This is a genomic window from Klebsiella sp. EMBS2024, assembly GCF_036233805.1.
Taxonomy (GTDB): domain Bacteria; phylum Pseudomonadota; class Gammaproteobacteria; order Enterobacterales; family Enterobacteriaceae; genus Klebsiella; species Klebsiella pneumoniae.
The window spans coordinates 2,550,664-2,568,977 of the sequence record NZ_JAZARW010000001.1 but is presented as its reverse complement, the minus strand read 5'-3'; the positions used below and the strand labels follow the sequence as shown (position 1 = coordinate 2,568,977).

Here is an 18,314-nt window from a genome sequence, read left to right as displayed (position 1 = left end):
GTGCGCGTTGTCATCGCCATTCAGCTCATCTAACAAAATGTCAACCTGCGCTGCCGCTGTCAGCAAGATGCTACAAAATGTAAAGTTGTGTTTTTATCGTGACTTAGCGGGGGCTGATGGTTGAAAATTGCAGCCTGACCCATACGATGTGGGTAATCGCATAGTGCGTTTTGTTAAATTGAGGTAAAAAGAAAATTATGATGCGAATCGCGCTTTTCCTGCTGACGAACCTGGCAGTGATGGTCGTGTTCGGGCTGGTGTTAAGCCTCACGGGGATCCAATCCAGCAGCATGACCGGTCTTCTGATTATGGCCCTGCTGTTCGGCTTCGGTGGTTCTATCGTTTCGCTGATGATGTCGAAGTGGATGGCGCTGAAGTCAGTGGGTGGGGAAGTGATCGAGCAGCCGCGCAACGAAACGGAACGCTGGCTGATGAATACCGTTGCGCAGCAGGCGCAGCAGGTAGGTATTGCCATGCCGCAGGTAGCTATCTATCACGCGCCTGACATTAACGCCTTCGCCACCGGCGCGCGTCGTGACGCCTCGCTGGTCGCCGTCAGCACCGGGCTGTTGCAAAACATGAGCCGTGATGAAGCGGAAGCGGTCATTGCCCATGAAATCAGCCACATCGCCAATGGCGATATGGTTACCATGACCCTGATCCAGGGGGTGGTGAACACCTTCGTTATCTTTATCTCCCGCGTTATCGCGCAGATTGCGGCCGGTTTCCTCGGCGGCAACCGGGAAGATGAAGGGGAGAGCAGCAATGGCAACCCGCTGATCTACTTCGCCGTCGCCACGGTGCTTGAGCTGGTGTTCGGTATTCTGGCCAGCATAATCACCATGTGGTTCTCGCGTTACCGTGAGTTCCATGCTGACGCCGGCTCGGCGCGTCTGGTAGGCCGCGAGAAGATGATTGCAGCCCTGCAGCGTCTGAAAACCAGCTATGAGCCGCAGGAAGCCAGCAGCATGATGGCGTTCTGCATTAACGGTAAAGCGAAATCCATGAGCGAACTGTTTATGACTCACCCGCCGCTGGATAAGCGTATTGAAGCCCTGCGTAGCGGTGAATATCTGAAATAATCTATCTTCTGACGCTGAAAACGAAAATCCGCAGCCCGCAAGCTGCGGATTTTTTTTACCGTCCGTCAGGCTGCGCGCGGCTGAGTGACCCGCAGACCGCTAATTAGCGCGGCGACGATAGCCAGGGTGCCGGCCAGCAGCAGGGCGGTGTGGGTGCCGTTGTTACCGAGCAAATTGAATAGCAGCGCCACCAGCGCCGCGCCGGTGCTCTGTCCGAGCAGGCGAGCGGTGCCCAGCATGCCGCTGGCGCCGCCGCTACGATGGCTCGGAGCCGAGGCGACGATGGTATGGTTGTTCGGCGACTGAAACAGCCCGAAGCCGGCGCCGCACAGCGCCATGCGCCAGATGATATCCAGATCGGAGGGCGACGAGGGCAGCAGCGCCAGGCCGAACAGGCCGCAGGCCATAATCAGCAAACCGATAGCCCCCAGCAGCCCGGCATGACATTTCTCGATCAAATAGCCGGCCAGCGGCGCCATCACCATGGTCGCTAATGGCCACGGCGTTAGCAGTAGACCGGTCTCCACTTCGCTGCGCCCCATCATCGACTGCAGAAAAAAGGGCAGAGAGACCATCGCCAGCATCTGCGCGCAGAAGGAGCAGATNGAAGTGCAGATAGAGAGAGAGAAGAGTGGGATNCGCAGCAGGTCGACCGGCAGCAGGGGGACGGGCATCGTGAGCTGGCGGCGAACGAAGAAGAACCCCACCACCAGCATAGCGGCGACCTCCGCCAGCACCAGCTGAGTGGACTGCCCCTGGGCGAAACCGCTCAGGGCGGTGATCAGCAGCCCGAAGGTAAGGGCGTTCATAATGGCGCTCGGCAGATCGAAGCGGATGATTTTGCTGCGCGCGCTGTTGGGCGGCAGAAAGCGCATGGCCAGAACAAAGGCGACGATGCCGAGAGGCACGTTAATTAAAAACAGCCATTGCCATGAGGCGAGGGAGAGGATCGCTGCGGCGATAGTCGGGCCTGCCGCCGAAGAGACGGCAACGACAAAGGAGTTAATGCCCATGCCGCGACCAAGAAAGCGCTGCGGATAAATCAGACGGATCAGCGCGGTGTTGACGCTCATCAGCGCGGCGCCGCCCAATCCCTGCGCGACGCGAGCGAAGGTTAGCATTTCGAGGCTACGCGACAGCGCGCAGGCCAGCGAGGTAAAGATAAACACCACCAGGCCTATCTTATAGATACGCCGATAGCCGACCATGTCGCCGAGGAAGGAGAGCGGCAGCAGGGCGATGACAATGGCGATTTGGTAGGCGTTAACGATCCAGATTGAAGCCGCCGGTGAGGCGTTGAGATCGCTGGCGATAGTCGGCAGCGCGACGTTGGCGATAGCCCCGTCGAGCACGGCCATGGTCAGCCCAAGCACGATGGTCAGAATGGCGCCATAGCGTTGCGGCAACGGCACGCCATCAGAAGAATTTTTATCCATGGTGAATATGAGTCTTAAATGAAACGGTTTTTTGAATGATGAGTTTAGCATTGATTAATTCGCAGTATGTCGCAGATTTGTAACGAAGTGGCAGAAGAATGATTGCGGCTCAGAGGCGGCGAATTTATAATAAAAACCGGTTCTAATTTTTATAAAACAGTTACGACGAGGTGATAAATGGCAGGTGCAGATTTGGATAAACAGCCAGATTCTGTCTCTTCGGTATTGAAGGTTTTCGGCATCCTACAGGCGCTGAGTGAAGAGCGTGAAATTGGCATTACCGAACTGTCCCAGCGCGTCATGATGTCGAAAAGCACCGTTTATCGCTTTTTACAGACCATGAAATCACTGGGCTATGTGGCACAGGAAGGAGAGTCTGAGAAATACTCTCTCACCCTCAAGCTGTTCGAACTGGGCGCGCGCGNGCTGCAGAACGTCGACCTGGTGCGCAGCGCCGATATTCAGATGCGCGAACTTTCGCGACTGACGAAAGAGACCATCCATCTTGGGGCGCTGGATGAAGACAGTATCGTCTACATCCATAAAATTGACTCGATGTATAACCTGCGGATGTACTCGCGTATTGGCCGCCGCAACCCGCTGTACAGTACCGCGATTGGCAAGGTGCTGCTGGCATGGCGCGATCGCAGCGAAGTGGAGCAGATCCTCGACGGCGTGGAGTATAAGCGCAGCACCGAGCGGACCATTACCAGCACCGAGGAGTTGCTAAAAGTGCTGGATGGCGTTCGCGAGCAGGGCTATGGCGAGGATAATGAGGAACAGGAAGAGGGGCTGCGCTGCATTGGCGTGCCGGTGTTTGACCGTTTCGGCGTGGTCATCGCCGGGCTGAGCATCTCTTTCCCAACGCTACGTTTCTCTGAAGAACGCTTGCATGAATACGTGGCGATGCTCCATCAGGCGGCGCGTAAGATTTCTGAACAAATGGGATACAACGACTATCCGTTCTGAGGCGGCGGATACCGGGTTGGCGACCGCGGCGCTACGTCGCGATCGCCGGTTCGATGTTAGCCGTTATCAACCACGGTTGTGCTTTTACGCAGCAGAGGGCAACTGCTGACGCCGATCACTCCGCTGTCGGAATGAACATAAAGTGCGGTGCTGACTCCGCGGGCGGTGAGGTATTGGCACTTAAGACCCAGACCGCCGACGTTTTCCTCACTGTGGAATAACACCCCATAACCGCTCAATAATACGCCAATCCATAAGATAGCCACCAAGATAATAGTACGAATGATTAATCGCATTGATGCCTCATTATTTGTATGATCCCTGGCGTGATTTTGACACGAACACGTTTTGAAACAAGTCGATGATTCCTAAACTTACCTTTCGTAATACAGTTAGCCGCGGTTTAAGAAGGCCGTGCTATCCTGGCGACATTGCGTACTGATGCGGAGAGTGGAGTGAAAAAATTACGGTGGGTTTTACTGATAGTCATCATAGCAGGCTGCCTGTTGCTGTGGACTCAGATGCTTAACGTAATGTGCGACCAGGATGTTCAGTTTTTCAGCGGCATTTGCACTATTAATAAATTTATTCCGTGGTAAGACATTTTTCTGCCGACTGATTTCCTTCTGCGCCGCGGGTGGTAGAATGAACGCCTTCTCTTTGAGGTGGTGAAATGAGTGAGTTACTAAATCCTGGGATTTTAAATCTGGCATCGCTGGCTGTGTCCGTGGCGCTGCTGCTTGTCGGTCTGTTGTTATGGTTCTTCGTCAACCGCGCCAGTTCGCGGGCGAATGAGCAGATAGAGCTGCTGCAAGCGCTGCTGGATCAGCAAAAGCGGCAGAATGCGCTGTTACGTCGCCTGTGCGAAGCTAATGCGCCAGAGAAAGAGGATGTGGCTGAGCCGACCGTCGCCGGCAAGGCGAAAGGGGAGGATGAGTTTATCCGCCTGGTAGCTGAACGTTAAGGCGCCCGACAGGTGTGCATCATAAGATGCGCACCTGCATGATAGCGGGCGGTAATATCTTATTCTTATTCCATTATTCCTTTCTTAGTGCAATATCCTCTTTATTACACGCTGTAAATAAAGTCATTCTCGCCGCGTTTATTGTTGGGTAACGTGACACTGTCATCTTTTTTTCATTATTAAGGTGCAGAATTAGCACTATTTTTAGCGTGACGACTAACAGGTTTTATTATCACTACACTGGCACGGCTTAGCGATTTTTAGTCTGGAGTTATAACGAATTATGCGCATCAATATTCACCGTTGCCCACCAGACGCTTACATTACAGCAGTTCGTGTACGGACATACCTGGACGAAGCGAAGTTGTTGAGCTATGGTAAAAAAGTTGCAGTAATGAGGCAACGAATGGGCGATATTGGCTGATGCTGTAGCGCCTTGCCAGGGGCGGCAAAGACGCATAAATGTGCAGGCGATCAAATGATTACCTTATAATTTGTGCGAACGATCGAGACACGTTTAAAAATGGCTTGCCATTATTTACGTAGTGTGTGATAACACGTTTCGGGTTAAACGAGGTACAGTTCTGTTTATGTGTGGCATTTTCAGTAAAGAAGTCCTGAGTAAACACGTTGTCGTTGAATACCGCTTCTCTGCCGAACCTTAAATTAGTGCCTCATGCAGTTATGTGTCAGTTTTATCTAGGTAAACGCCAGCAGGCGAAGAAAACAGTCTAAGGAATTTTGCAAATGGCAAAGATTAAAGGTCAAGTTAAGTGGTTCAACGAGTCTAAAGGTTTTGGCTTCATTACTCCGGCTGATGGCAGCAAAGACGTGTTCGTACACTTCTCCGCTATCCAGGGTAACGGCTTCAAAACTCTGGCTGAAGGCCAGAACGTTGAGTTCGAAATTCAGGACGGCCAGAAAGGTCCGGCTGCAGTTAACGTAACTGCTATCTGATACAAGACCACTCTTCTTGTATAAAAGCCTCGCCTGCGCGGGGCTTTTGCATTTTTATTGCAAAGCATGTCATTTTTCCCCCTCCCGTCGCGTCTTGTTGCAAATACTCATCTTTATTAGCATTGTGTAGCAGTCTGTTTTGCTAATTTTCTGTTAAATCAGTTGGTTGCAAAACAATGCCGGAGCTATGGTGCTAAAGAAAAAAACGAAGTCCGCCGCCAGTTTCACCCCGATTCGCTTCGGGTTACTGTGTGTGGCCATTCTCGGTTGTCTGGGGCTGCTGCTGGTCCGCGTGGGCTGGCTACAAATTATCTCCCCCGATAACCTGGTAAAACAAGAAGATATGCGCTCCCTGCGCGAAGAACCCGTAGCGGTTGAGCGGGGGATGATCAGCGACCGGGAAGGACGGCCGCTGGCGGTGAGCGTTCCGGTCAGTGCTATCTGGATCGACCCGCAGACCACTATGGAGAAGGGCGGTGTGGGCTATGGGCCCCGCTGGCAGGCGATGGCCGAAGCGCTGCACCTCAACCTCGGAGAGCTGGCCCAGCGGGTACAGAGTCATCCCCACGCTCGCTTTCTCTATCTGGCGCGTCAGATCAATCCCGAGCAGGCAGAGTGGATTGATAAACTGCATCTGCCGGGCGTCTACCTGCGCGATGAATCGCGACGGTTCTACCCGGCGGGCCACGTGGCTGCCAATCTGCTGGGCTTTACCAATGTTGATAATCAGGGCATCGAAGGGGTGGAGAAAAGCTTTAACGCCCAGTTGACCGGTAAACCCGGGCGACGTCTGGTGCGTAAAGATAAACATGGTAATGTCATTGAGAACATTACCGAAGTGCCGCCGGTACCGGCGCATAATCTGCAGCTGAGTATTGATGAACGCCTGCAGACGGTGACGGAAGACGCCCTCGACAACGCCGTCCGCTGGAACAAAGCAGAGTCCGGGGCGGCGGTATTGATCAAAATTGATACCGGCGAGATCCTGGCGATGGCCAGCTATCCGGACTTCAATCCGAACAATCGCGATAGCGCGACGCTGGATGATTTTCGCAACCGGGCCATCAGCGACACCTTCGAGCCCGGGTCGACGGTCAAACCGCTGGTGATCATGACTGCGCTACAGCAGGGGATTGTCCAGCCAGACAGCGTGGTGGATACCCATCCGTTCGTCCTCGATGGCCATCGTATTCGCGATGTGGGCTATTATCCGGAGCTGAGCCTGACCGGGATCCTGCAGAAATCCAGCGATACCGGCGTGTCCCATCTCTCGCTCGCCATGCCGGTGCAGCATCTGATCGATACCTATAAAGCTTTCGGCTTTGGCGAACCGACGGGGCTGGGGTTGACCGGCGAAAGCGCCGGGCTGATGCCGCATCGCCGCTACTGGGGGCAACTGGATCGCGCCACCTTCGCCTTCGGCTATGGTTTGATGGTCACCCCGCTCCAGCTCGCCCACGTCTACGCCACCATCGGCGGCTTCGGCATTGCGCGACCACTGTCGATTACCCGCATCGATCCGCCGGTGATGGGCACGCGGGTGATGCCGGAGAGTATTGTGCATAGCGTGGAACATATGATGGAGAGCGTGGCGCTCCCGGGCGGGGGCGGTACCAAAGCGGCGGTACGCGACTACCGGGTGGCGGTAAAAACCGGCACGGCGAAGAAAATTGGCCCGGACGGCAAATATATCGATAAGTATGTGGCCTATACCGCCGGCGTGGCGCCCGCCAGTCGACCACAGTTCGCGCTGGTGGTGGTGATGAACGATCCGAGCAATGGTTCCTATTACGGCGGCGCTGTGTCCGCGCCGGTCTTCAGCCAGATCATGGGCGATGTCCTGCGGCTGGAGAACGTCATGCCGGACGGCATGCCGCAAGGGGCGGAGAATCTGATCGTAATGCACGATAGCCACCCACAGGGGCCGGCGCTGTAACAGTGGTCTGCAGGGGCGAATAGCGCTACACTTTCGCCCTTTCAGCAACACCGGAGCCGTCATGTCATACAGTTGCCCCCTTTGTCACGCGCCGCTCAGCCGTAGCGACAACCACTATTCCTGCCCGCAGCGGCACCAGTTCGATCTGGCGAAAGAGGGGTACGTCAATCTGCTACCGGTGCAGTTCAAGCGGTCGCGCGATCCCGGCGATAGCGCCGAAATGATGCAGGCCCGGCGGGCGTTCCTCGACGCCGGACATTATCAGCCGCTACGGGATGCTATCGCTGAGCGGCTGCGACATTACGCCCCTACGGATTTACTGGATATCGGCTGTGGCGAGGGGTATTACACCCACGCGTTTGCCGCCATCGCCAGCCGCAGCTGGGGGCTGGACGTGTCGAAGCCGGCGATCCGCGCGGCGGCAAAACGCTACCCGCAGGTGAATTTTTGCGTGGCCTCCAGCCAGCGCCTGCCATTTTCCGACGCTAGCTTCGACGCGGTGGTGCGCATTTACGCGCCCTGCAACGCCGAAGAGCTGGCGCGGGTGGTGCGTCCCGGTGGTTGGGTGATCACCGCCACGCCGGGTCCCCGTCACTTACTGGAGCTGAAAGGGCTTATTTACGATGAAGTTCGCCTGCATGAGCTGAAGACGGAAGCGATGCCGGGGTTCCGCCTGGAGGCTCAGCAGCAGCTGGCTTATCCGATGATCCTGACGGGAAGTGAAGCGCAGGCCCTGCTGCAGATGACGCCGTTCGCATGGCGGGCTAAAGCCGAAGTGCACGCCGCGCTGCGTCAGCAGCCGACCTTTGGTTGCCAGACCGATTTTATGATCCACTGCTGGCAGCGCGAAGCGTAAAGCTTAACCGGCGAAATGGCTCCAGAGGATTTCGCTGCCGATGCCAATCAGCACGATACCGCCGAGAATTTCGGCTCGTTTGCCAAGCAGCGGGCCGATAAAGCGACCGACCATCATCCCCAGCGTCGACATGATAAAGGTGGCGCAGCCGATCGCCAGCGCGGTGGTCACAATGCTGACCTGCAGGAAGGCCAGACCGACGCCGACGGCCATCGCGTCAAGGCTGGTGGCGAAGGCGGTGGTGACCAGAAGCCAGAAACCATGTCGGTGAGGCGCCTCGCACGCCTCGTCGCTGTCGCCGCGAAAACCTTCGACGATCATTCGCCCGCCGAGAAACACCAGTAAAATAAAGGCAATCCAGTGATTCCACTCGAGGATAAACTGGCTGGCCAGCATGCCAAGCCCCCAGCCGACCAGCGGTGTCAGGGTTTCAATGGCGCCAAAAATCAGCCCGGTGCGTACTGCCTCTGAAAATTTGGGTTTATGCAGGGTGGCGCCTTTGCCGATGGAGGCTGCGAAGGCGTCCATGGACATGCCGAAAGCGAGAAGAATGGTAGCGGATAAATTCATGTGCGTGTCCTGACCGGGGATAATCCATATGACACATCGCTGCCCCCAGTAAACATACGCGGAGCCGCTCAATGGCTGAGCAATACGTACAGCAGTGATGTATCTATGGTCTCGCCTGATTGAATCTCTTCAACCCGTACGTGCCACGTTTTGCAACGAGTATGTTGACACGTACATTTCCTGGCGGGCAGGAAATCGGCTACTCCCCAACGACGGGCGCAACCTTAACATATTTTTAGAATATAAAACAATAACAGAAGAGGGCTATTTTAATAACCAAATGANAACGATTTTCATTTAAATTTATAAGTGAAAAAATAGTTAATAAAAAAGATAAGGTTAGGCGGGAAATATAGCCGTGGCTATAATATTTCTCCGCTGCTAACGGGAATAATATAGCGCTGGCTATATTTTTAAGTCATTGAGTTGTAATGAGAAGTTTGTATATCTTCTCCAGATCGTCGATATTTCGTACGCGTATCAGCAGCCGCCGTTGCTCTAATTGCATCACCAGCACACCGTCCTCGGATAAATTCATCTCTTTAATCCGCTGATATTCTATCCACACGTTGGCGAAGAAAAAGCCGTGCGGTTTAAAAATGATTTTCGGCGTACGGATCCAGAATAAATAGAGCCCCATCAGCGCCAGCGCAGATAATAGCCAGGTGGNGATCGCCGTGCCGTGCTGGGTGATGTTGTTATAGATCAGAATGGCGGTGAGGCCGACAAAGATCATGCCGTCAACGCGACTGCGGCGAAGCAGGGGGATGGCCAGCAGTACCGGGCCGTTTCGCCTCGGCATAATAAACTGGTCATATATCGCGTAGGCCAGTAGCGCAAGGATAAACAGGATGATCACCAGGTCCGTGAAGGTCATTGCTTTGCGTTTCTCCTGATAAAAAAAAGCCGGGGGCAAGCCCCCGGCGTACAGCCTGGAAATTACAGACCCAGCAGGCCGACCGCGTAGCCGGCGATACCGATGACGAAGAAGCCAACGATGATCCACAGCGGGTTAACTTTCTTACGCAGCAGCCACATACAGGCGAAGGTCAACAGCAGCGGCACCAGACCCGGCATCAGCTGATCAAGGATAGTCTGCACCGTGGTGACGTGAACCTGTCCGTCAGAGCCGGTGATTTTTGACACCACCATCGGAATGTTCACATGCGTCCACTTGTTAACCAGCGCCCCCATGACAAACAGGCCGAGGATTGACGCCCCCTCAGTCAGTTTCTGCAGGAAGCCGCCGCCCATATCTTTAACGATATCCACGCCTTTGCGATAACCATAGGCGACACCGTAGTAACGGGTCAGCAGACGCACCGCGTTGAACAGGATAAAGAACAGCAGAGGACCGAGCAGGCTACCGCTCATCGCGATCCCGGCGCCTAAGGCTGCAAACACCGGACGCACGGTACCCCAGAAGATCGGGTCGCCAACGCCGGCCAGCGGTCCCATCAGACCGACTTTGATGCCGTTGATAGCGCCATCGTCAATCTCTGCGCCATTGGCGCGCTGCTCTTCCATCGCCAGCGTTACGCCCAGTACCGGAGCGGCAACGTAAGGGTGGGTGTTGAAAAACTCAAGGTGACGTTTAATCGCCTGCTTACGCGCATCGTTGTTCTCCGGGTACAGACGACGAATCGCCGGAACCATAGAGAAGCAGAACCCCAGCGCCTGCATACGTTCGAAGTTCCATGAACCCTGGAACAGGTTAGAACGAATGAACACGCCACGAATATCACTCTGTGTGAGTTTTTTCTCGGTGGTATTTTTAGTCATATCAACCATTTCGCTCACCTGTTAGTCCAGTTCGTTATCGAGATCGTTGTTACCAGCCGCCTGAGCCGGCGCACCGGCGACGCGGTTATATTTCGGGCTCAGCTGAATGTAGAGGATTGCCATGACCGCACCAATCACACCCAGGGCCACCAGGTTGAAGTTGGTGAAGGCGGCGGTGACGAAGCCGAGGTAGAAGAACGGCATCAGATAGCCTGCGCGCATCATGTTGATGACCATTGCATAACCGACAACCACGATCATACCGCCGGCGATGTTCAGACCGCTGGTGACCACTTCCGGGATAGCATTCAGCAGGCCCTGAACTTCGCTGGTGCCGACGGAAATCGCCACGATAACGGCCGGGATAGCGATACGCATCGCCTGCAGGAACAGGGACGAGACGTGCAGCCACGACAGGGCGGTCAGGTTACCATTCTCCGCCGCTTTATCCGCCGCGTGCTGGAAGGCCACGGTGATGGTGCGCACGATGATGGTCAGCACCTGGCCTGCCGCCGCCAGCGGGATAGCCAGCGCGATACCGGCGCCGATGCTCTGATGGCCGGCAATAACCAGGACGGTGGAAATAATGGACGCCAGCGCGGCATCAGGGGCTACCGCCGCACCGATGTTCATCCAGCCCAGGGCTATCATCTCCAGCGTACCGCCGATGATAATACCGGTTTTCATATCGCCGAGAACGGCGCCGATCAGCGTACAGGCGATCAGGGGACGGTGGAACTGAAATTCATCAAGTACCGACTCCATACCNGCAATACACGCGACGATGAACACCAGCACAATCTGAAGAAGGGTAATCTCCATTGTACTTCTCCTGTTGATTAAGTCTTAAAGTGAAAACTGGGGCGCGATCCGCCGGGTTATTTATCAACCTTAGCGATCAGATCCATCATTTTCAGTTTCGGGTCGGTGGACACTTTACGTGCCTCCAGCTCGATACCGCGGGCGTTCAGCTTTTTAAACGCCTCAATATCTTTGGCATCGACTGAAATCGCGTTGTTAACCTGGGTTTTACCCTGGCGGAACGCCATACCGCCGATGTTGACGCTGGTGATTTTCACGCCGCCCTCGACGATACGTTCAACGTCGGTCGGGTTAGTAAACAGCAGCATAACGCGCTGTCCGGCATACTTGGGGTTGTTGTAGACGCGGATCATTTTGGCCACATCCACCACGTGAGCGGTGACGCCCGGCGGCGCAACCTGGGTCAGCAGAGTTTTACGCACGGTATCCGCGGCCACTTCATCACTGACAACGATGATGCGGGTAACGTTGGTCTCTTTGGTCCAGCGGGTGGCGACCTGACCATGGATCAGACGGTCGTCTATACGCGCAAGGCCAATTACCATGTAGTCGTTCGGGCCCATGGGTTTGGCCGGTGCGGCGGCTTTTGGCGCTGCGGCAGGCGCGGGCGCAGGGGCCGCTTTTTCCACCGGTTTGGCTTTAAGCGCTTTCACGCCTTCGCTGCCGGTTTCAACCGCTAAGGCGACCAGTTCATCAAAGGAAGGATCGTCGTCGCGGGCCATGAAGGTTTCCACCAGCATCGGGATATTGACGCCGGCGATAACTTCGTAATGCTCTTTATCGACGACAATGCGGCTCGCAGCGTTGAAAGGGCTGCCTCCCCATGTATCGACGAGAAATAGCACGCCTTTACTGGTATCCAGTTTTGCCAACTGGGCGTTGTATTTCTCGATCAACGTTTCGGCATTTTCACCCGGAACGAAATCGATCCAGCCAACGTTTTCCTGCTCGCCCAACAGCATTTCTGCTGTTTTCAGCAGCTGTTCTGCAGCCCAACCATGTGTGCCTATTACAATAGCAATCGTCACTTGCTACCTCCTTTATTATCGTGAATGCATCATCTGCTTTGATACATCCTGAATCACTCTTGAGGACAAAATCGATTCAGTTAGGGTGTAAGATAGAAAATAGTTACTACCGCGAATTATTTTAGACAGTGAAAAAATAATTAATGTGATGAAGATCCGTTAATCACGTATCGTCTGCGAATAATTTTGCAGCGCAAAAAATAGCCTTAGTTATTGCAAATTCAGGTAAATTATTTCCAATTTCGATCTATATTTTGCTATGTTTAACTTCCGTTTAATTACTCAGGAGTATAGGGCATAGCCCGCAGTATGGACCGTCATCGACGTCTTTTCACTTTCTGGCATCTGATTGCCACCTCTACGTATCCCGCATTTCTTTCAGCACCTGGTGTCGCGCCCCTGCATGGCATGGCGATGACTGACCTTGCCGCAAACCGGAGTCGTACATGGAATTGTTAATGGATCCCTCAATCTGGGCCGGCCTGTTGACGCTTATCGTTCTGGAAATTGTGCTCGGTATCGACAACCTGGTGTTTATTGCCATCCTGGCGGACAAACTGCCGCCGAAGCAGCGCGATAAAGCGCGTCTGATCGGCCTGTCACTGGCGCTGGTGATGCGCCTGGGGCTGCTGTCGGTCATCTCCTGGATGGTGACGCTGACGAAACCACTGATTACCATCGCCGATTTCTCCTTTTCCGGGCGCGATCTCATCATGCTGCTCGGCGGGATCTTCTTGTTGTTTAAGGCGACAACCGAGCTGCATGAACGGCTGGAAAACCGCCAGCACGATGCCGGTCACGGTAAAGGCTATGCCAGTTTCTGGGTAGTAGTATTGCAGATAGTGGTGCTGGATGCCGTCTTCTCCCTGGACGCCGTGATCACGGCGGTCGGGATGGTTAACCATCTGCCGGTGATGATGGCGGCGGTGGTGATCGCGATGATCTTGATGCTGCTGGCCTCCAAGCCGTTGACGCGCTTTGTCAACCAGCACCCGACGGTGGTCGTGCTCTGTCTGAGCTTCCTGTTGATGATTGGCCTGAGCCTGGTGGCGGAAGGGTTTGGCTTCCATATTCCGAAAGGGTATCTGTACGCGGCGATCGGTTTCTCGATCATTATCGAGTTCTTTAACCAGGTGGCGCGCCGTAACTTTGTTCGCCACCAGTCGACGCTGCCGCTGCGCGCTCGGACCGCGGATGCCATCCTGCGCCTGATGGGCGGCCGCAAACAGGCCTCCGTCAGCCATGACGCAGACAGTCCAGCCGCGGTGCCCGTTCCTGAGGGCGCCTTTGCGGAAGAAGAGCGCTACATGATTAACGGCGTGCTGACCCTGGCCCAGCGCTCCCTGCGCAGCATCATGACCCCGCGCGGAGAAATCAGCTGGGTCGACGCTGAGCAGAGTGAAGATGAAATTCGTCGTCAACTGCTGTCGTCGCCGCACAGCCTCTTCCCGGTCTGCCGCGGAGAGCTGGATGAAATCATTGGTATCGTGCGGGCGAAAGAGATGCTGGTGGCCCTGGAGTCGGGGGAAAACGTCGCGGCGCTGGCTTCTGCCTCCCCGGCAATTGTCGTTCCGGAAACGCTGGACCCGATCAATCTGCTCGGGGTCCTGCGTCGGGCGCGCGGCAGCTTCGTCATCGTAACTAATGAATTTGGCGTGGTGCAGGGGCTGGTCACGCCGCTGGACGTCCTTGAAGCCATCGCCGGTGAATTCCCGGACGCTGATGAGACGCCAGAGATTGTCATCGATGGCGATGGCTGGCTTATTAAGGGGTCGACCGNCCTGCATGCGCTGCAGCAGGCGCTGGGGCTGGATCCACTGATCAATGACGATGAGGATATTGCCACCGTTGCCGGGCTGGTGATCTCCGCCAATGGTCATATCCCGCGCATTGGCGACGTCGTGTCGCTTCCGCCGCTGCATTTTACCGTAGTGGAAGCGAATGATTACCGGGTCGATCTGGTGCGCGCGGTGGTCACTCGTCCGCCGAGCGACGAAGAAGAGTAATCGCCAGGCTCGCCGGCCGCTGCGGCCGGCGAGTTATTCTGTCGTCTCNCTCTCACTCTCACTCTCACTCTCCTCCCTGCTGGCCAGCCACGCCGGGAACGCCTCCACCGGCATCGGCCGCGCATAATAAAACCCCTGCAGCACATCGACGCCGTGGCTACGCAGGTAGTTTTCCTGCTCCAGCGTCTCCACCCCTTCGGCAACGGTAACAATATGCAGGCGGTTGGCGAGGGCGATAATAATATCTGTCACCGTCGCGTTCACGCTATCTATGCCGACCGAGCTGGTGAACGAGCGGTCGATCTTCAAAACATCCGGGCGCAGCTTTTCCAGCCATGAGAGCGAAGTATTGCCGGTACCAAAATCATCGATCGCCAGCTGTACGCCCTTAAAGTGCAGATGTTCGGCCATATGCTGGTCGCCATCCTGCAGGACATCGCGTTCGGTTAGCTCGACCACCAGCTGCTGCACCGGATCCACGCTGAACCAGTAATTGTGCAGGTCGCGCAGCAGGAGTCCGTTAGCGAAATGGCGCGCGGCGACATTGATCGCGATGTGAAAATGGCGGTCGCGAGGAAAAGCGTCCAGGCGGCGAGCGGTTTCGGCAATCACATAGCGGGTGAGAGGGATGATCAGATTATTGCCTTCGGCGATGGGGATAAATACCTCCGGCGAAATCGTCCCACGGCGGGGATTATTCCAGCGCAGCAGGATCTCCACCCCGCAGCAGCGGCCGCTGCGCGCATCCTGCAGCGGCTGGCACCAGAGGGCAAACTCCCGGGCCGAAATGCCAAGGCTTATTTCCCGCGAGAAACTCATTCTGCCTGCGGTGGCCAGCCAGGCGATGCCGGTCATTAGCAGGCTAAAAATCAGCGCCAGCGGCAGCTCGCCGGGCAGCTCCTCAAGCGCAATCGCCGAGGCGCCAGGGCCGTTAATATTGACAGTAAACGGAAACTCCGTAGAGCGCTGGCGATAAATCACCGTGCCCTGCGGGACATGCGCTTTTTCGAGAAGCCCATGGCGGCTGCTAAAATAACGATCGCCAACCTGCAGGCTGACGTCGCTGATCAGGGCCGATTTTTCATTAAGAATTAAGGTTCCCAGCAGCTCAATATTCACCACCAGCATCACGCCGTCCAGGCCGCTCTCCGCGGCTGGATACCATTGGATCAGTACCGGCGAGCCTTTGAGCAAGGAGCTGTCGTTCGAGAAGAGTAGCAGAGGGCGGGGCGCAGGAAGCGCGGGCTGCAGGCGATGTAAGTCTGCCTGTCGCGGGCCAAAAATACTGGAACAGTAAACGATACCTGACGTGACGAGGGCGACGGAACGAATGGTTTGCAACGAGGCCGCCATTTTGCGCAGCGTCAGATGGATATCAGGGCAGGGTTTGCCCACCAGAGGGAGCAGGGTGGCTCGCTGCGCGCTTAGCGGGCGCAAGATGTCATTGAGCGCCGCCACCCGTTGGCTGGCGGCCGTGCGAATATAATCTTCATTTACGCTGCGCTGCGAAATAAATCGGATGGCTAATGTGGCGCCCAGGGTCGCCAGGGCTACCAGCAGGCAGACAATAATGCGTTTGTGACGATAGGCCGTAATGACTTTTTGTGCAGTCTGCATGTGCGACACCCTGTCGACAGGACGAGTGGTTAAGCGTGGCTTATTTTATAGAGCAAGTGTAGTGGCAGAATATCGCCAGGTATAGAAAAAAGAAAATGCGCCGTTGAAGGCGCATCAGGGAGATTTCAGTCACCAGGGTTAACCCCCTGCGCGCTTTGCAGGCGCAGAGGGGCACGAAAAGTTTAGTCACACTGAACTTTAATCGCCAGGCCGCCGCGCGAGGTTTCGCGGTACTTGGCGTTCATGTCTTTACCGGTTTCATACATGGTCTCGATCACCTTATCGAGCGAGACGCGCGGTTCGCTGGTGCGGCGCATCGCCATTCGCGCGGCGTTGATCGCCTTGACGGAGGCGATGGCGTTACGTTCAATGCATGGCACCTGCACCTGACCGGCGACCGGATCACAGGTCAGGCCGAGGTTGTGTTCCATGCCGATCTCCGCCGCCACGCAAACCTGTTCCGGGCTGGCGCCGAGCAGTTCAGCCAGTCCCGCCGCCGCCATCGAGCAGGCGACGCCCACCTCGCCCTGACAGCCGACTTCCGCGCCGGAAATGGACGCATTCATCTTATACAGCGCGCCGATCGCCCCGCAGGCCATAAAGTAGCGAAAATAGATCTCCGGGCTGACGGACTCGATAAAGTGATCGTAATAGGCGAGTACCGCCGGAACGATGCCGCAGGCGCCGTTGGTCGGCGCGGTTACCACGCGACCGCCGGCGGCGTTCTCTTCATTGACCGCCAGCGCGAACATATTGACCCAGTCAACAACGTTCATTGGATCGCTGGAGAGCTTATCGCTGGCCACCAGCAGACGACGCAGCGCCGAGGCGCGACGCGGTACGCGCAGCGGGCCAGGCAGCACGCCCTCGGTGTTCATCCCGCGGTCGATACAGGCGCGCATGGTCTGCCAGACGTTGGCGAAATAATCCTCGATCTCTTTTTTGCTGTGCAGAGCCAGTTCGTTCTGCATCACCATCCCGGAGAGCGACAGGCCAGTCTCTTTGCAGTAGGCCAGCATTTCCTGCGCCGATTTAAATGGGTAGGGCACCTGCAGTTCGTTGGCGTTTTCCTTGCCGAAGTGCTCTTCGTCGACAATAAAGCCGCCGCCGATCGAGTAGTAGGTCTTGCAGTAGATCTCTTTCTCGCCGGCCCAGGCGTGAATGGTCATGCCGTTTTCGTGCAGCGGCAGGTTGTCGCTGCGAAAACGCATGCCGTCATCCGCCGGGAAGTCGACCTCATGCTGGCCGTTGGCCAGCAGCAGACGACCGCGCGCTTCGACGTCACGGATAAAAGCCGGGATCGCGTCAATATCGACCGTATCGGGCTGATTGCCCGCCAGTCCCATGATAATGGCGATGTCCGTATGGTGGCCTTTGCCGGTTAATGACAGTGAACCGTAGACGTCAACCGCCACACGAGTCACTGCATTAAGCAATCCTTTTTCGACCAGGTCATCGACGAACTGTTTTCCGGCCTTCATCGGGCCAACAGTGTGGGAAGATGAGGGACCAATCCCCACCTTGAACATGTCGAATAGACTAATCACGATAATACTCCTGACAGGGTTACCGCGGGTGCGGTAACGATGTAATAACTGCGCATAGTGTAAGAGGGAAGCGCCCTGTCAGTTCAACTATTCACATGAATTAAACTAATGGCTAACCGCGATTTTACTGATAATGAGAGCGCCCTCTCATTATCAGTATAGCTAAGGACGTGCGCCAATTTGCAGCGCCAGCTCGCGAATGATCCCGGCGGTCATTCCCCAGACAAAATAATGCTGGTACCAGGAGAGCCAGACGCGGTGGTCGTTGCCCCGGCGGTGGATATCGAGTGGATGGTAGCGCCCAAGGCGCAGGGCTTCGGCGAGCGGCATTTCAAATACCGCGGAGACTTCGTCCTGGCTGGCGTGGTAGTGCAGATCCGGGGGAATAATGCCCACCACCGGCGTCACCTGAAAGCCGGTGACGCTGTCCACCGGCGGCAGGACGCCGATCACCTCGACCGCCTCCGGCGGGATCGCCACCTCTTCCTGAGCTTCGCGCAGGGCGGCGGCGATAAGCGTCGCGTCGGTATTATCTACTGCGCCGCCGGGAAAGGCGACCTGGCCGGCGTGCTTGCGCAGCAGCGGCGAACGCTGGGTCAGCAGCAGGCCGGGCTGCGGCCGGCGCACGATCGGCACCAGTACCGCCGCCTGCCGCTGATTGAGCGCATGGCGCGAAGGCTGCGGGCGCAGAAGCTGAAAGCGGGACAGAAAATCATCCAGATTAAGGGCGCGATCCGCCATG

Annotated in this window: 18 protein-coding genes and 1 pseudogene; 9 read left to right on the top strand and 10 right to left on the bottom strand. The window is 56.0% G+C overall.

The genetic code is table 11. From position 1 onward, the window contains the following. Positions 1-197 precede the first annotated feature (197 nt). A complete protein-coding gene (gene htpX / locus VZP09_RS11830) occupies positions 198-1,082 on the top strand; it encodes a protease HtpX (protein ID WP_002911381.1) in 885 nt (294 codons plus the stop codon). Between the two features lie 65 nt (positions 1,083-1,147). Here htpX and VZP09_RS11825 read toward each other — a convergent pair whose 3' ends face one another. Then, positions 1,148-2,518: an MFS transporter gene (locus VZP09_RS11825; RefSeq protein ID WP_002911379.1), complete on the bottom strand. Its 1,371-nt coding sequence runs from the start codon at positions 2,516-2,518 to the stop codon at positions 1,148-1,150. Between the two features lie 177 nt (positions 2,519-2,695). Here VZP09_RS11825 and kdgR point away from each other — a divergent pair, with 177 nt between their 5' ends. Further along, the gene (kdgR, locus tag VZP09_RS11820) at positions 2,696-3,487 is read left to right on the top strand and encodes a DNA-binding transcriptional regulator KdgR (RefSeq protein WP_328795160.1); all 792 of its coding nucleotides are present in this window, start codon (positions 2,696-2,698) and stop codon (positions 3,485-3,487) included. Positions 3,488-3,543: 56 nt separating this feature from the next. Here kdgR and VZP09_RS11815 read toward each other — a convergent pair whose 3' ends face one another. Beyond that, a complete protein-coding gene (locus tag VZP09_RS11815; protein WP_004145533.1) occupies positions 3,544-3,783 on the bottom strand; it encodes a YobH family protein in 240 nt (79 codons plus the stop codon). Between the two features lie 159 nt (positions 3,784-3,942). Between VZP09_RS11815 and mgrB the strand changes: the two genes are divergently transcribed. The 6 genes and pseudogenes from mgrB (at position 3,943) to rlmA (ending at position 8,200) form a co-directional block, all read left to right on the top strand. After that, on the top strand, positions 3,943-4,086 hold the full coding sequence (gene mgrB, locus VZP09_RS11810) for a PhoP/PhoQ regulator MgrB (protein ID WP_002911375.1): 144 nt from the start codon (positions 3,943-3,945) through the stop codon (positions 4,084-4,086). Between the two features lie 74 nt (positions 4,087-4,160). After that, positions 4,161-4,451 (top strand): YebO family protein, encoded by a 291-nt coding sequence (locus VZP09_RS11805; RefSeq protein WP_002911374.1) that lies wholly within the window; start codon positions 4,161-4,163, stop codon positions 4,449-4,451. Between the two features lie 590 nt (positions 4,452-5,041). Continuing rightward, positions 5,042-5,113, top strand: a pseudogene (locus VZP09_RS11800) (DUF2627 domain-containing protein); the annotation flags it as partial. An 85-nt stretch (positions 5,114-5,198) separates the two neighbouring features. After that, on the top strand, positions 5,199-5,408 hold the full coding sequence (gene cspE, locus VZP09_RS11795) for a transcription antiterminator/RNA stability regulator CspE (protein WP_001062678.1): 210 nt from the start codon (positions 5,199-5,201) through the stop codon (positions 5,406-5,408). A gap of 187 nt (positions 5,409-5,595) precedes the next feature. Then, complete coding sequence (gene ftsI, locus VZP09_RS11790; protein WP_002910924.1) at positions 5,596-7,344, top strand: peptidoglycan glycosyltransferase FtsI; 1,749 nt, start codon at positions 5,596-5,598, stop codon at positions 7,342-7,344. Positions 7,345-7,405: 61 nt separating this feature from the next. Then, positions 7,406-8,200, top strand: a complete 795-nt coding sequence (gene rlmA, locus VZP09_RS11785) for a 23S rRNA (guanine(745)-N(1))-methyltransferase (protein WP_002910922.1) — start codon at positions 7,406-7,408, stop codon at positions 8,198-8,200. A 3-nt stretch (positions 8,201-8,203) separates the two neighbouring features. On the opposite strand, the gene mntP is transcribed toward rlmA, so the two are convergent. The 5 genes from mntP to manX all read right to left on the bottom strand — a co-directional run bounded on the left by mntP (position 8,204) and on the right by manX (position 12,402). Next, positions 8,204-8,770, bottom strand: coding sequence for a manganese efflux pump MntP (mntP, locus tag VZP09_RS11780; RefSeq protein ID WP_002910921.1), 567 nt, complete (start codon positions 8,768-8,770; stop codon positions 8,204-8,206). Positions 8,771-9,188: 418 nt separating this feature from the next. Beyond that, a complete protein-coding gene (locus tag VZP09_RS11775; protein ID WP_328795159.1) occupies positions 9,189-9,647 on the bottom strand; it encodes a DUF986 family protein in 459 nt (152 codons plus the stop codon). Between the two features lie 62 nt (positions 9,648-9,709). Beyond that, positions 9,710-10,561, bottom strand: coding sequence for a PTS mannose transporter subunit IID (locus tag VZP09_RS11770; RefSeq protein ID WP_004145526.1), 852 nt, complete (start codon positions 10,559-10,561; stop codon positions 9,710-9,712). A 12-nt stretch (positions 10,562-10,573) separates the two neighbouring features. After that, on the bottom strand, positions 10,574-11,374 hold the full coding sequence (locus VZP09_RS11765) for a PTS mannose/fructose/sorbose transporter subunit IIC (RefSeq protein WP_002910918.1): 801 nt from the start codon (positions 11,372-11,374) through the stop codon (positions 10,574-10,576). A 56-nt stretch (positions 11,375-11,430) separates the two neighbouring features. Further along, on the bottom strand, positions 11,431-12,402 hold the full coding sequence (gene manX, locus VZP09_RS11760) for a PTS mannose transporter subunit IIAB (RefSeq protein ID WP_002910917.1): 972 nt from the start codon (positions 12,400-12,402) through the stop codon (positions 11,431-11,433). 446 nt (positions 12,403-12,848) lie between these two features. Here manX and yoaE point away from each other — a divergent pair, with 446 nt between their 5' ends. Then, positions 12,849-14,408 (top strand): CNNM family cation transport protein YoaE, encoded by a 1,560-nt coding sequence (gene yoaE, locus VZP09_RS11755; RefSeq protein WP_328795158.1) that lies wholly within the window; start codon positions 12,849-12,851, stop codon positions 14,406-14,408. Between the two features lie 33 nt (positions 14,409-14,441). On the opposite strand, the gene VZP09_RS11750 is transcribed toward yoaE, so the two are convergent. The 3 genes from VZP09_RS11750 to VZP09_RS11740 form a co-directional block, all read right to left on the bottom strand. Then, complete coding sequence (locus VZP09_RS11750) at positions 14,442-16,025, bottom strand: EAL domain-containing protein (protein WP_328795157.1); 1,584 nt, start codon at positions 16,023-16,025, stop codon at positions 14,442-14,444. Between the two features lie 182 nt (positions 16,026-16,207). Further along, on the bottom strand, positions 16,208-17,572 hold the full coding sequence (gene sdaA, locus VZP09_RS11745; RefSeq protein WP_328795156.1) for an L-serine ammonia-lyase: 1,365 nt from the start codon (positions 17,570-17,572) through the stop codon (positions 16,208-16,210). Between the two features lie 162 nt (positions 17,573-17,734). Then, positions 17,735-18,313, bottom strand: coding sequence for a CoA pyrophosphatase (locus tag VZP09_RS11740; protein WP_004180429.1), 579 nt, complete (start codon positions 18,311-18,313; stop codon positions 17,735-17,737). Position 18,314 lies beyond the last annotated feature (1 nt).

Coding starts and splice junctions, on each gene's coding strand:
- VZP09_RS11740 (WP_004180429.1), bottom strand. CDS start 18,313: ATGGCGGATCGCGCCCTTAATCTGGATGATTTTCTGTCCCGCTTTCAG.
- rlmA (WP_002910922.1), top strand. CDS start 7,406: ATGTCATACAGTTGCCCCCTTTGTCACGCGCCGCTCAGCCGTAGCGAC.
- VZP09_RS11815 (WP_004145533.1), bottom strand. CDS start 3,783: ATGCGATTAATCATTCGTACTATTATCTTGGTGGCTATCTTATGGATT.
- VZP09_RS11770 (WP_004145526.1), bottom strand. CDS start 10,561: ATGGTTGATATGACTAAAAATACCACCGAGAAAAAACTCACACAGAGT.
- htpX (WP_002911381.1), top strand. CDS start 198: ATGATGCGAATCGCGCTTTTCCTGCTGACGAACCTGGCAGTGATGGTC.
- mntP (WP_002910921.1), bottom strand. CDS start 8,770: ATGAATTTATCCGCTACCATTCTTCTCGCTTTCGGCATGTCCATGGAC.
- cspE (WP_001062678.1), top strand. CDS start 5,199: ATGGCAAAGATTAAAGGTCAAGTTAAGTGGTTCAACGAGTCTAAAGGT.
- ftsI (WP_002910924.1), top strand. CDS start 5,596: ATGGTGCTAAAGAAAAAAACGAAGTCCGCCGCCAGTTTCACCCCGATT.
- VZP09_RS11805 (WP_002911374.1), top strand. CDS start 4,161: ATGAGTGAGTTACTAAATCCTGGGATTTTAAATCTGGCATCGCTGGCT.